The sequence below is a fragment of the Saccharothrix sp. ST-888 genome (assembly GCF_000955975.1).
Taxonomy (GTDB): Bacteria; Actinomycetota; Actinomycetes; order Streptomycetales; family Streptomycetaceae; genus Kitasatospora.
This window is the reverse complement of record NZ_JYJF01000003.1, coordinates 49872-62352: the sequence shown is the minus strand read 5'-3', so window position 1 is coordinate 62352 and position 12481 is coordinate 49872. Positions and strand designations below refer to the sequence as shown.

Annotated in this window: 15 protein-coding genes and 1 riboswitch; of the genes, 6 read left to right on the top strand and 9 right to left on the bottom strand. The window is 74.1% G+C overall.

Going from position 1 to position 12481, the window contains the following annotated elements:
• Nucleotides 1-124: 124 nt before the first annotated feature.
• Nucleotides 125-763 (bottom strand): SAV_6107 family HEPN domain-containing protein, encoded by a 639-nt coding sequence (locus tag UK12_RS02715; protein WP_197084497.1) that lies wholly within the window; start codon nt 761-763, stop codon nt 125-127.
• Nucleotides 764-1381: 618 nt separating this feature from the next.
• Between UK12_RS02715 and UK12_RS02710 the strand changes: the two genes are divergently transcribed.
• Nucleotides 1382-2014, top strand: coding sequence for a DUF4126 domain-containing protein (locus UK12_RS02710; protein WP_045299036.1), 633 nt, complete (start codon nt 1382-1384; stop codon nt 2012-2014).
• A 79-nt stretch (nt 2015-2093) separates the two neighbouring features.
• Nucleotides 2094-3542, top strand: coding sequence for a phytoene desaturase family protein (locus UK12_RS02705; protein ID WP_045299034.1), 1449 nt, complete (start codon nt 2094-2096; stop codon nt 3540-3542).
• A gap of 20 nt (nt 3543-3562) precedes the next feature.
• Here UK12_RS02705 and UK12_RS02700 read toward each other — a convergent pair whose 3' ends face one another.
• Together UK12_RS02700 and UK12_RS02695 are read right to left on the bottom strand one after the other, a co-directional pair.
• Entirely contained in the window at nt 3563-4003 is a 441-nt protein-coding gene (locus tag UK12_RS02700) for an SRPBCC family protein (RefSeq protein ID WP_197084496.1), read from the bottom strand.
• A 94-nt stretch (nt 4004-4097) separates the two neighbouring features.
• Nucleotides 4098-4469, bottom strand: a complete 372-nt coding sequence (locus UK12_RS02695; protein WP_045299030.1) for a tetratricopeptide repeat protein — start codon at nt 4467-4469, stop codon at nt 4098-4100.
• Nucleotides 4470-4638: 169 nt separating this feature from the next.
• Between UK12_RS02695 and UK12_RS02690 the strand changes: the two genes are divergently transcribed.
• A complete protein-coding gene (locus tag UK12_RS02690; RefSeq protein ID WP_045299029.1) occupies nt 4639-4884 on the top strand; it encodes a DUF2630 family protein in 246 nt (81 codons plus the stop codon).
• Nucleotides 4885-4900: 16 nt separating this feature from the next.
• Here UK12_RS02690 and UK12_RS36270 read toward each other — a convergent pair whose 3' ends face one another.
• Complete coding sequence (locus UK12_RS36270) at nt 4901-5818, bottom strand: hypothetical protein (RefSeq protein WP_052681423.1); 918 nt, start codon at nt 5816-5818, stop codon at nt 4901-4903.
• Between the two features lie 96 nt (nt 5819-5914).
• Nucleotides 5915-6829 carry a methylenetetrahydrofolate reductase [NAD(P)H] gene (metF, locus tag UK12_RS02680; RefSeq protein ID WP_045299027.1) on the bottom strand — a complete coding sequence of 305 codons (915 nt, stop codon included), beginning with the start codon at nt 6827-6829 and terminating at the stop codon, nt 5915-5917.
• Nucleotides 6830-6978: 149 nt separating this feature from the next.
• Here metF and UK12_RS02675 point away from each other — a divergent pair, with 149 nt between their 5' ends.
• A complete protein-coding gene (locus UK12_RS02675; RefSeq protein WP_045299025.1) occupies nt 6979-8085 on the top strand; it encodes a polyprenyl synthetase family protein in 1107 nt (368 codons plus the stop codon).
• Nucleotides 8086-8249: 164 nt separating this feature from the next.
• Here the strand turns inward: UK12_RS02675 and thiE are convergent, their stop codons facing one another.
• From thiE to UK12_RS02655, 4 genes are all read right to left on the bottom strand, one after another.
• On the bottom strand, nt 8250-8894 hold the full coding sequence (gene thiE, locus UK12_RS02670; RefSeq protein ID WP_045299023.1) for a thiamine phosphate synthase: 645 nt from the start codon (nt 8892-8894) through the stop codon (nt 8250-8252).
• Complete coding sequence (locus tag UK12_RS02665; protein ID WP_045299021.1) at nt 8894-9259, bottom strand: Rv2175c family DNA-binding protein; 366 nt, start codon at nt 9257-9259, stop codon at nt 8894-8896. Before UK12_RS02665 ends, thiE begins: the two co-directional genes overlap by 1 nt.
• 86 nt (nt 9260-9345) lie before the next feature.
• On the bottom strand, nt 9346-9669 hold the full coding sequence (locus UK12_RS02660; protein WP_269431985.1) for an MBL fold metallo-hydrolase: 324 nt from the start codon (nt 9667-9669) through the stop codon (nt 9346-9348).
• A 24-nt stretch (nt 9670-9693) separates the two neighbouring features.
• The gene (locus UK12_RS02655; protein WP_197084495.1) at nt 9694-10905 is read right to left on the bottom strand and encodes an NAD(P)/FAD-dependent oxidoreductase; all 1212 of its coding nucleotides are present in this window, start codon (nt 10903-10905) and stop codon (nt 9694-9696) included.
• A 93-nt stretch (nt 10906-10998) separates the two neighbouring features.
• Nucleotides 10999-11111: riboswitch (TPP riboswitch) on the top strand.
• On the opposite strand from UK12_RS02655, the gene thiO reads away from it, so the two are divergent.
• Nucleotides 11106-12275, top strand: coding sequence for a glycine oxidase ThiO (thiO, locus tag UK12_RS02650; protein ID WP_045299019.1), 1170 nt, complete (start codon nt 11106-11108; stop codon nt 12273-12275). It overlaps the preceding riboswitch by 6 nt.
• The gene (gene thiS / locus UK12_RS02645) at nt 12272-12481 is read left to right on the top strand and encodes a sulfur carrier protein ThiS (protein ID WP_197084494.1); all 210 of its coding nucleotides are present in this window, start codon (nt 12272-12274) and stop codon (nt 12479-12481) included. The genes thiO and thiS overlap by 4 nt, the downstream gene beginning before the upstream one ends.

Below are 12481 nucleotides of genomic sequence, written 5' to 3'. Positions count from 1 at the left end.
GAAGCTCCTCGTCGCGGGGGTTGCTGATGCCCCCACCTTAGTGCGCCCGGACCCTCCGCAGCCCCGCCCCGCCCCGGCTGCACAACGGGCTGGGTCTGCGCCCCGCAGGCGGTCGGCCGCCGGGCTACCCGGCGTCCCCCGGCGCGGCGGCGCGGCGGTCGGGAGGCAACGGCCGGGTCTGCGGGTCGGGGTGAAGTCCGAGCAGCCGCTGGACGATGCGGTGGTAGAGCGCGGTGTTGCGGATCAGGTCGTCCGCCTCGCGCGCGGTGGCCGCACCCCGGATGCCCGCCTCGGCGGCGGCCCGGCGGCGGGCGCCGGCCGCGAAGTAGACGGCCCACTCCGCGAGTTCGGGAGCGACCTCCGGCAGGACGTCCCAGGCGCTGCGGATGGCCCGGCGGCGGCGCGGGTTCCGCTCCGGCCGCCCCCGGACGGCGAGCACGGCCGCGGTGGTCCGCAGCGCGGCCAGGTGCGCGGCAGCGTACCGCTCCAGCGGGTCCTCGTACTGACTTGCCCGGACGAGTGTCAGATCGGCCTGGCGGAGCAGGTCCAGCGCGGCGGGCGGGGCGGCGGCCCGGCGCAGCACGGGGTGGATGTCGGCACCCCGGCCGCGCGGTGCCGGACTCGGCGGCAGGTTCAGTGGCAGTGGGGTCTGCTGCGGCGGGCTCTGCGGCGGCGCGGCCGGTGGCAGCGGGCTCTGGGGAGCCGGGACACGGGAATCGGCGGACGGGCGGCGGGTGACGGTCTCAGGGTGGCTGATGGTCATGGAGTCCCCCGGTCCAAAGCGGGTGACGCGGGTCGGACGACCCGTGCGACTCCATCCTGAACGCCACCACTGACAATCCGTCCCCAATCCGTCCCCGAGAGGCCGTCCGGCGCCCCGGGCGGCGCATGGCGAGGGCGGCCCCGCCCGGCCGCCCCGACTCCCCCGTCGGCCTGCCGTGCGGAACCGCCCTGCTCGTCAACCGGGAGTGCGGGCGCCAACGGCCCGACACGTCCCGGTACTCCCCCCGTCGGCCGTCCGTCCCCCCGGCCCCGCTCCGCCGCCCCGTATCGGCGGTGCGCGGCCGTCGTCCGGCCTGTCCGCGCGGCTCGCAACAGTGGCCATCGATCCCCCACTGCCGATGGACGCGAAACCGCTACCGGGGCGGGCGGCCTGCTGACAGGCCGTCGTCCCGGTGCCATCACTCTGCCGGTTTCCGCAGGTCGGGGGCCATCCGCTGGGGTACTCAAGTCGAGAACTGAGTATCCGTACTCAGATCCCGCCGCCCGCTCGGCCCGCTGGAACCGGTCGGCGCGCGGCAGCGTCCCAAGGACTCGGGCGGTCCGTCCGGGTACGGTGTGGCCCGACCGTCCGACCTGGTTTCCGAGGGGGAGCGCGAAAGTGGGCATTGTCCCGTTGATTTTCACCAGCGGCTGGGCGAGCGGGATCAACGCCTACGCCGTGGTGATGCTGCTCGGCCTGCTCGGGCGGTTCGGCGGAGCGGACTCGGTGCCGCCGGTGCTGGAGCGTACCGATGTGCTGATCGCCGCGACCGTGCTCTTCCTCTGCGAGGCGGTCGCCGACAAGATCCCCTACGTGGACACGGTCTGGGACGCGATCCACACGGTGATCCGCCCGATCGCCGGTGCGACCGTCGGCGCGCTGCTGGCCAGTGCGCACCCGGGTTCGCTGGGCGAGGTCGCGGCCGGGGCGATGGGCGGTACGACCGCGCTGCTCAGCCACGGCATCAAGGCCTCCCTGCGGATGGCGGTCAACACCTCGCCGGAGCCCGCCAGCAACATCGTCATCAGCCTGGCCGAGGACCTCTCGGTGGCCGGTCTGGTCACCCTGGCGATCTTCCACCCGTGGTTCGCCGCCTCCATCGCCGCGACCCTGCTGGTGATCGGCGCGGTGCTGGTCTGGTTCGCGATCTCCCGGATCCGCCGCTTCCGCCAGCGCCGCCGCGAGCGCAAGGCGCAGCGGGCCGCCGCCCAGCAGCCCCAGCCGGTCGGCACGGGACAGTACCGCTCCTGAGGCCCGGCACCCCCGCACCCGCCCACCTGCCCCGACGCCTCGTGCCCGCGCAGCAGGACGGGCCCTAGGATCAGGTCCCATGGCACGGATCGTCATCATCGGGGCAGGAATCAGCGGACTGGCCGCCGCGGCTCGGCTGGCCACCCTCGGACACCGGGTGACGGTCTGTGAGGCGAGCGGGACGTACGGGGGCATGCTCGGCCGCTACGAGCGGGACGGCTTCGCCTTCGACACCGGGCCCGGACTGCTCACCCTGCCCGCCGTCTACCGCGACCTGGCACTGAAGTCCGGCCGCGAGCCGCTGGAGCAGCTGGTCGAGCTGGCGCCGCTGGAGCCGGAGAGCCGGCACCTGTTCCCGGACGGTACGGACCTGGTGCTGCCCAACGCCTCGCGCGGCGGGGTCGCCCAGGCGCTGGACGCGGCCTTCGGCCCGGGTTCGGGCGAGCGCTGGGGCGAGGTGATGAACCGGGCCCGCGCGGTCTGGGAGGCCACCCGGCGCCCGCTGCTGGAGGAGCCGCTGCCGGCCGACCCCCGTCCGCTGCACACCGACCCGTACCCCGCAGCGCCGCGCCGCGGACTGGCCCGCCTGACCCGTCGCACCAGCACGCTCGCCGACCTCGCCGAACGCGAACTCGGCGGCCACCCCGGGCTGACCGCGCTGCTGTACGAGTACGCGCTGCGCTTCGGGCTCCCCCCCGACGATGCCCCGGCCGGGGCCAGTGTGCTGCCGTACATGGAGCAGTCCTTCGGGGTCTGGTACGTGACCGGCGGCAACCGGGCGCTGGCCGCGGCGGTGTACCGGCGGTGCGAGCAGCGGGGGGTGGAGTTCCACTTCGGCACCCCGGTCACGCAGGTGCTGCTGGCGGACGGGCGGGCCTGCGGGGTCGCCGCCGGGGACCGCCGCTTCGAGGCGGACCTGGTGCTCTCGGCGGTCGACACCCGCACCCTGGCCCGGCACGGAATCGTGCCGGGCCTCGACCCGTCGTCCGGCCGGGCCGCGTCCACCGGCCGGCTCACCGTGCTGCTGGCCCTGCGGGGCGCACGCCCGACCGGGACGGCGTACCGCACGGTGGTGCACGCCCGGGACACGGAGCGCGAACTGGACCAGGTCTTCGAACACCCCGACCTGCCCCGGTACCCCACGGTGCAGGTGCACCGGCCCGACGACCCCACGCTGCGCCCGGACGACGGGCACGAGGCCGTCACGCTGACCGTGACCGTGCCTGATCCCGGCGAACTCGCCGAACTCGCACCGGACTTCGAGGCGTACGCCGACCATCTGCTGGACCACCTCGCCGCCGCCGGGATCGACCTGCGCGGGCGCGTGCTGTGGCGCGAGATCCTGCCGCCGACCGCCGCACTGGCCCATCCGTCGCTGGCGGGCGCCGACGGGCGGTTCCTCAACCCGCCGAACGACTCCGGCACCCCTGGTCTGCAGCTGATCGGCGCCACCGTCCACCCCGGCGGGGGCCTGGCCCGCGCCGGGATGTCCGCCTCGATCGCGGCCGCCGGGATCGGCCCGGCCTGACCGGCGTGTGCCGGACGGCGTCAGGTGCCGGACGGCGCCTGTTCGGCGGCGCGCTTGAGGCCCGCCGCCTCGACGGCCAGATAGCGGCGGGTCAGCGGCCCGTACACCACGCCGAGCACCGGGGCCGCCGGGCCGGACTGGCCGAGCGTCAGCGTGTCGTCGGCGCCGCCGTCCGGCCGCGGCTCGATCCGGTGTCGGGCGACGGTCAGCACGCCCGGGGCGACGCTCTGCCAGGTGAGGCAGCGGTCGGGCTCGTACACCGTCACCCGCCAGACGGCGGGGCGGAGCCTGGGCTGCCGGATCCGCACCGTGCTGCCCACACCGAACCGGCCCTCCTCCAGGAGGCGGACCTCGGCGACGGAGGCGGTCCAGGAGGGCCACCGTTCGACCGCCGCCAGCACCTGCCGGACCCGCGCGGGCGACGCCGCGATCTCGACCGTGACGGTGTGGGACACAGGCACCCCCGCGAAGGCTGACGACACGTCAACTCGACCAGCCTACGGCCCAGCTGAGCGGCCGGCCACAGAGTCCCCCGAAGAACGGGACTTGGCCTGATTACCGCTCCCGGGAGCCGTCCACCAGGTCGGCGGCGGTCAGCGAGAGGACCACCGGCTCGGCACTCTCGCCGCCCATCGCGCGGGCCAGCTTCCGGAACCGGGCCGCCCCGGCGGCGTCACCCCGGCGCTCCAGCGTCCGGCCCAGCACCTCGTACGCCCAGTCGTTGCCCGGGTCGAGCTCCACCAGGCGCCGGAAGACCTGCTCGGCGCGGCCGAGCTGGGCACTGTGGAAGTACGAGCGGCCCAGCAGCTCGACGGCGGAGCGGTTGGCCGGGTCCTGCTCGACGATCGGCGCGAGGATCTCGGCCGCCCCGATGTAGTCCTTCGAATCGAAGAACAGCCCTGCGCGCTGGTACTCCTCGTAGCTCATGGGAACGGCTCCTTCCTCGGCGGACCGGCTCGACCGGTGCGGACCGCCGCTTCAACCACCGCCGCGGTCCGGGTGTTCCCGGTGCCCGCCGCGCCCGCCGGATGCGGCCCGGCGATCGCGAATCGAGGATGAGGAGTGGACCCAACCGTGCCCCGCTCGGGAGGACGCCATGACCGACTCCGACATCCTGGCCACCATCGGCGACATGGTCGCCGCCGAGAAGGACCTGCGCACCCGCATCGCCTCCGGCCAGGCCGACGCCACCACCGCCCAGCAGGAACTCGCCGCCCTGGAGGTCAGGCTCGACCAGTGCTGGGACCTGCTCCGCCAGCGCCGCGCCCGCACCCAGTACGGCGAGAACCCCGACGACGCCCACGTCCGCCCGGCCGCCCAGGTCGAGGGCTACGAGTCCTGACCCGCCGGTCCGGACCTCAGCCCTGCTGCTGGTAGCCCCACGGGTTGTGACCGTGGACGGGCTGCTCGGCCGCGGCCTGCGGCTGCTGGTACTCCCAGGGCTGGGCGTACTGGGCGGCGGCATACTGCGCCTCGGTGAACTGGGCGGCACCGTACTGGGCGCCGGCGAACTGGGGATCCCCGTACGGGGACTGGCCGTGCTGCGGATCGGGCTGCGGCTGCGCGTACGGGTCCGGGTAGGGCTGGGACACCGGGTACGACTGGTCGTAGCCGAAGGCGGGCTGCTGCGGCCAGTGCCGATCCCCGTAGGGGGAGGCCGCTGCGGGCTGCGGCTGGAAGCCGTTCTGCGGGTACGGCTCGGGCTGCGGGTACGGCTCGGGCTGCGGCTGCGGCTGGAAGGGCGCGGCGTACACGCTGTCGTCGCCGATCTCCTGCAGCTCGCCGTACGGGGCGTACGAGGCGGTCTGCGCATACGGCGCATAGGGGTCGAAGGGGGCCGGGTCGAACGGGCCCTGGTCCTGCGGGGCGGGCTCGGGTATGGCCGGACCGGCCTCCTCGATCGGGCCGACCTCGCCGACCGGCTGCGCCACGACGGCGGCCACGGCCGCGGCGGAGCCGCCGGTCGCCGCGCTGAGCAGCGGGATCCGGGCGAGCGGGCCCGGCAGGCCACCGTCCCGGCGGCGCAGCGACCAGGCGGAGGCCCGGCCGGCCTTGACCGCGAGGGTGACGAAGACCTGGCCGAGTGCGAACGCCGCCGCCCCGGCACCGATCACCACCACCGAGCGGAGCTGCATCCCGCCGACGACCGTCAGGAAACCGACCAGGGCGAGGGCCCGCCAGTGCAGCGGGGCGCGGTTCTGGAGCAGCAGCTCGGCGAGCAGCCAGAGCGCCACCACCGCCAGCGCGACGTACAGCACCAGGATTCCGATGCCCATCGGCCACCTCCAGTCGCGAACCGCGCGTGTGCGGGCGACTGTACCGCCTCGACGGCCCCGGACCCACATCGCCGGGAGCCCGTCGAAGGCGGCGGTTCAGCGCTGGTGGAGGCCGAGGTTCTGGTAGATGTCCAGGGTCGAGGTGGAGTGGTTGAGGGTGATGAAGTGCAGGCCGGGGGCGCCCTCGGCGAGCAGCTGCTCCGACATCGCGGTGGCGTGCTCGATGCCGATGGCCCGCACCGCCTCCTTGTCGTCGGCGACGGCCTGGAACCGGCGCACCAGGTCGGCCGGGAAGGCCGAGCCGGACAGCTGGGGGAAGCGTTCCAGCTGCCGGATGTTGGTGACCGGCATGATCTCCGGGATGATCGGCACCTCGCAGCCGGCCGCCGCGACCCGGTCGCGCAGCCGCAGGTAGTCCTCGACCTCGAAGAACATCTGGGTGATCGCGTAGTCGGCGCCCGCACGGATCTTGTTGACGAAGTGCCGGATGTCGTCGTCCCAGTTCTCCGAGCGCGGGTGCATCTGCGGGAACGCGGCCACGCCGACGCAGAACTCGCCGATGCTCTTGATCAGTTCGACCAGCTCGTACGCGTAGGTGACGCCCTGCGGGTGGCGGACCCACTCGCCCTGCGGGTCGCCGGGCGGGTCGCCGCGGACGGCGAGGACGTTCCGGACGCCCTCGTCCGCGTACTGGCCGATGATGTTGCGCAGCTCGGCGAGCGAGTGGTCGACGGCGGTGAGGTGGGCGACGGGGGTCAGGGTGGTCTCGGTGGCGATCCGGCCGACCATGTCCACGGTGCGACCGCGGGAGGAGCCGCCGGCGCCGTACGTCATGCAGACGAAGTTGGGGCTGAGCGGTTCGAGACGGCGGATCGCGTCCCACAGGCGGCGCTCGGCGTCCTCGCTGCGCGGGGGCATGAACTCGAAGGAGAACGAACGGTCCCCTGCCGCCAGCAGGTCGTGGACCGTCTGGGCGCGGTCAGTCCTGGTGGAGGAGATGCCTAGTGCCATGCTGGCAGGTTAGCGGGCGCGGTGAAGGGCCTGACAATCCATGTCCACCAAATGAGACACCGGACGGACAGCCCGGGGAAGCCCTTGATATCCGGCTTGAAAGGTCATCCCGTTAGGCTGATTGTCACCCCAGTGATCCGGAGTTCCTCGTGCCCTCGTCCAGCAGCCAGTCGGTCGACCCCATCGCCGTGGAGGCCGTCCGCGAGCGCGTCAACGCGGCCCTCGCGGAGTTCATGGACGGGCAGGCCACCCTGCTCGCCGGGATCTCTCCGCAGCTGCCGCCCGTCACCGAGGCACTGCGCGAGTTCCTGCTGGACGGCGGCAAGCGGCTGCGTCCGGCCTTCTGCTACTGGGGCTGGCGCGGCGCGGGCGGCGCCGCCGAGGACCCGTCGATCGCCCGTGCCGCCGCCGCACTGGAGCTGCTCCAGGCCAGCGCCCTGGTGCACGACGACCTGATGGACCGCAGCGACACCCGGCGCGGCCTGCCCTCGGTCCACCGCCGGTTCGAGGCGCTGCACCGGAGCAGCGGCTGGCGCGGCAACCGCGAACAGTACGGCGCCTCGACGGCGGTCCTGCTCGGCGACCTGCTGCTGATCTGGTGCGACGAACTCTTCCTGCGCTCCGGCCTGCCCGCCGAGCGGGTGCTCGCGGCCAAGCCCGCCTTCGACCTGATGCGGACCGAGGTGATGGTCGGCCAGTACCTGGACGTCCTGGAGCCGGTCGCCGGGGACTCCACCGACGAGGGCGCGCTGGAGCGCACCCGGACCGTCCTGCACTACAAATCGGCCAAGTACACCATCGAGCGCCCGCTCCAGGTCGGCGCCCTGCTGGCCGGCGCCGGGCCCGAACTGCTCACGGCCTACTCGGAGTTCGGGCTGCCGCTCGGCGAGGCGTTCCAGCTCCGCGACGACCTGCTCGGGGTCTTCGGCGACCCGGCCGTCACCGGCAAGCCCGCCGGGGACGACCTGCGCGAGGGCAAGCGGACGCTGCTGATCGCCCACGCGATGCGCGGGCTCAGCCCGGCGGACGCCCGTCGGCTGGACCAGCGGCTCGGCGCACCCGACCTGACCGCCGAGGAGATACCCGCACTGCGCGGGCTGGTCGAGCGCAGCGGGGCGGCCGAGTTGGTCGAGCACCGGATCGGTGAGCTGATGCGGCAGTCCCTCGACGCACTCGACGCCGCCCCGCTGGCGGACGGCCCGGCGCGCTCGGCCCTGCTCGCCCTGGCCGACGCCGCCACCGCCCGCAAGTACTGACGGGCAGCGAGCGAGCTGCCCCCGGTGTGAGGTGCAGCTCGCTCCTGAGGGTCCGGTGCGGGTCAGCTGCCTTCCGCAGTCGCGCAGTTCCCCGCGCCCCTGGTCAGCTGGCCCTTGCCCCTGGACGGGCAGCAGCCGCTCGCTGTTTCAGCTAGCTCGCGTGTCTAGGCGGCACGGACGCGGCGGGCCAGCTCTGCGGCCGCTGCTCCCGGGTCTTCGGCCGCTGTGATCGCGCGGACCACCACCACCCGGCGGGCGCCTGCCGCGAGGACCTCGTCCAGGTTGGTGAGGTCGATGCCGCCGATCGCGAACCAGGGACGGTCGGTGACGGCTTTGGCCGCGTACGAGACCAGGCCGAGGCCGGGTGCGTGGCGGCCCGGCTTGGTCGGGGTCGGCCAGACCGGTCCGGTGCAGAAGTAGTCCACCCCCGGCTCGGCGACGGCCGCGTCCACCTCGGACTCGGCGTGGCAGGACCGTCCGATGATCACCTCGTCACCGAGGATCGCCCGCGCCGCCGGTACCGGCAGGTCGTCCTGCCCGAGGTGCAGCACCTGCGGGCGGGCGGCGTGCGCGACGTCGGCGCGGTCGTTGACCGAGAAGAGCCTGCCGTGCCGCTGGGCGGCGTCGGCGAACACCTCCAGGTACTCCAGCTCCTGCCGGACCTCCAGGCCCTTGTCGCGGAGCTGGACGATGTCCACGCCGTTCGCCAGCACCGCGTCCAGGAACTCGGGCAGGTCACCCTGCTCGCGCCGGGCATCGGTGCACAGGTAGAGCCTGGCGTCCGCCAGCCGGCTACGGGCGTCCGCCATCAGAGCGCCATCGCCTGGGCGCGGCGCTTGACCTCGGTGCCCCGGTTCTCACGCAGCGCCTGGATCGGGCTGCCGGGCAGCGACGGGTCCTCGGTGAACAGCCATTCGATGATCTCTTCGTCGCTGAACTTGCAGTCCCGCAGCACGGTCAGCGTGCCGCTGAGGTGCTTCACCAGGCCGTCGGCCTCGATGAACGCGGCCGGGACCTGGAGCGACCGGTTCTCGCCACGCCGGATGGCGATCAGTTGGCCGGTCTTCACCATGTTGCGGACTTCGGTCACCTGCACACCCCACAGCTCGGAGATGTCGGGCAGGTAAGTCCACTCGGGGACCAGGGCTTCAATCTTGGGGTTGATCTCACTCACGGGACCAGACTCTCACCTCGCGGCGCTCCGGCGCACCTATCGCCACCGGGACCGCCCCGCCGCCCGCCGCCGGGCCGGCCTTCCGCTCAGGCGATGCCGGCGGCACGGGCGAGCGCGACGCCGTCCGCGATCCCGCCGTCCCAGGGGTCGCCGTGCCCGGGCAGGACGGTGTCGGCCGGGAGTCCGGCCAGCTCGTCGAGCGAGGCGCCGGCGGCGGCGCTGTCCTGGGTGAAGGCCCGGCTGGAGAGGCGCGGACCGGTCCGCCCGACGACGGTGTCGTCGGTGATCAGGGCGTCGCCGGTGAAGACCACGGCCGGGGCCGGCAGCAGGAAGGCCGCGCTGCCGGCGGTGTGGCCCGGGACGTGGACGGCGCGCGGCCGCCCGGGTACGTCGAGTCGCTCCCCGTCCAGGAAGGTCCGCAGCTGCGGGCGGTCCTACGCCAGCGCCGCCTTCAGCTGGACGGACAGATCGGCCGCCTTCACCGGGTCCAGCACGGCGCCACCGGCGATCAGCCGCCGCGCCTGGTTGACGTCGCGCGGCCGGTCCACCCCGAGCACCCCGACCAGCCGGTCCTCGCGCAGCCAGAGCACCGCCCAGGACGGGTCCTGCGCCGAGCCGCGCCAGAGCAGCCGGTCCGCCCCGGCGTGCCGCCCGGCGTACTGGACCATCCGCCCGAACTGCTCCGACCAGAAGTACGGCACCGGGTCGTACGACTCCGCGGCCTCCTGGCCGAGCGCCGCGCCGAGCACCGATCCGGCCACCGCGCGGCCGGACTGGAGCGCGTGGTCCCAGTGCTGGACGGCCAGCCGGGTGCCGGACCTGGCGGAGGGGTACGAGACGCAGTCGCCGGCCGCCCAGACGTGCTCGGCGCTGGTGCGCAGCTGCCCGTCGACCAGGATCGCGCCGGTCGCGTCCAGCTGGACGGCACTGCCCGCGAGCCACCCGGTGGCCGGACGGGCGCCGATGCCGACCACGACCTCGTCGGCGGGCAGCCGGGTGCCGTCGGTGAGCAGCACCGCGTCCGGTTCGACGGCCGCGACGCCGGTGCCGCAGCGCAGTTCGACCCCGGCGGCGGCGTACCAGCCGGCCATCAGCGCGCCGAGTTCGGCGGGCAGGGCGCCGGCCACCGGAGCCGGTCCGGCCTCGACCACGGTCACCTCGCAGCCCAACTGTCGTGCCACCGTCGCGGTCTCGGCGCCGATCCAGCCGGCCCCGACCAGGACCAGCCTGACTCCGGGCACCAGTTCGGCCCGCAACGCGAGCGCGTCGTCCACGGTGCGCAGCACCCGGGCGCGGTCGGATCCCGGCAGTGCGATCGGAGCGGCGCCGGTGGCGATCACCAGGCCGCCGTACGGGAGTTCACCGGCCTCGGTGTGCAGGACACCGGGGGCCACGGCGGTGGCGCGGCGGCCCGGCAGCAGCTCGATGCCCAGGTGCTGCCAGTCGATGTCGAGCTCGGTGGAGTCGCGCTTGCCCAGCAGGACGTCCTTGGAGAGCGGGGGTCGGTCGTACGGCGGGTGCGGTTCCTCGCCGACCAGGGCTATCGGCCCGCGCCAGCCACCCTGCCGCAGCGCGAGCGCCGCCTGCGCCCCCGCCATCCCGGCGCCCACGACGACCATCGGATCCGTGATGTTCAGCTCAGCCACGCGATCACCCTACCGAGCCGGATACCGGCATCCGGGTGATTGTCCACAATGCGTACGCGCCTTCGGTCCGGTCGGCCCCCGGCGTTATGGTGGGTGGAGCATCACGGGAGCCCGGCGCACCGGGCTGAGAGGCGGGCTGAGGCGGCCCGCGACCGTCCGAACCTGATCCGGGTCATGCCGGCGAAGGGAGAGACGAGACTGTGGCACGTTCCGGAACCGACGTGCTGGTGATCGGCGGCGGCATCATCGGACTGGGAGTGGCCTGGCGGTCCGCCCAGCGCGGTCTGGCCGTCACCGTGGTCGACCCGGCGCACGGCGGTGGCGCGGCCCAGGTCGCGGCGGGGATGCTGGCGCCCGTCACCGAGCTCCAGTACGGCGAGGAGCCGCTGCTGCGGCTCGGCATGGCGTCCAACGAGCGGTACGCGGCCTTCGCCGCCGAACTCTCCGCCCTCACCGGCCTGGACACCGGGTACCGGCAGACCGGCACCCTGGCGGTCGCCCTGGACTCCGACGACCGCGCCGAACTGCGTGAACTCCACGCCTTCCACCAGCGGCTCGGCCTCGACTCGCACTGGCTGACCGGCCGCGAGTGCCGGAAGCTGGAGCCCATGCTCGCCCCCGGCGTACGCGGCGGCCTGCACGTCACGGACGACCACCAGGTGGACGGCCGCCGGCTGTCCGGGGCCCTGGTGCGCGCCTGCGAACTCGCCGGGGCCCAGCTGCACCGTGCCGAGGCCACCGAGCTGCTGGTCGAGGACGGGCGGGCGACCGGTGTCCGCCTGTCCACCGGCGAGACCCTGCACGCCGAGCGCATCGTGCTGGCCGCCGGTTCGCGCAGCCATCTGCTGCCCGGCCTGCCCGAGGGCGTCCTGCCCCCGATCCGGCCGGTCAAGGGGCAGGTGCTGCGGCTGCACATGCCCGATGCGCTCCTCGCGGTCCAGGGCGGCACGCCGTTCCTCTCCCGCAACGTCCGTGCGGTGGTGCGCGGTCAGCACATCTACCTGGTCCCGCGCGCCGACGGCGAGCTGGTGATCGGCGCCACCACCGAGGAGCAGGGCTACGACACCACGGTCACGGCCGGCGGGGTGTACGAACTGCTGCGGGACGCGCACGAGTTGGTCCCGGGACTGACCGAACTGCCGCTGGTGGAGACCAACGCGGGGCTACGGCCCGGCTCACCGGACAACGCCCCGCTGCTCGGCCCGACCGCCCTCCCCGGACTGGTCGCGGCCACCGGCCACTACCGCAACGGCGTGCTGCTCACCCCGGTGACGGGCGACCTGCTCGCCGAGTACCTGGCCACCGGGGTCACCCCCGAACTCGCCGTCCCCTTCTCCCCCAGCCGCTTCGGCACAAAGGTCCCCGCATGAACGAGATCTCACTCACCGTCAACGGCGAGCCGCGCCGGATTCCCCCCGCGACCACGCTCGCCGAGGTGGTGGCCACGCTGAGCAGGGCCCCGAGGGGAGTGGCCGCCGCACTGAACGAGGCCGTCGTCCCGCGCAGCGCGTGGGCCGACACCGTCCTGGACGCGGGCGACCGCATCGAGATCCTCACCGCCGTCCAGGGAGGCTGA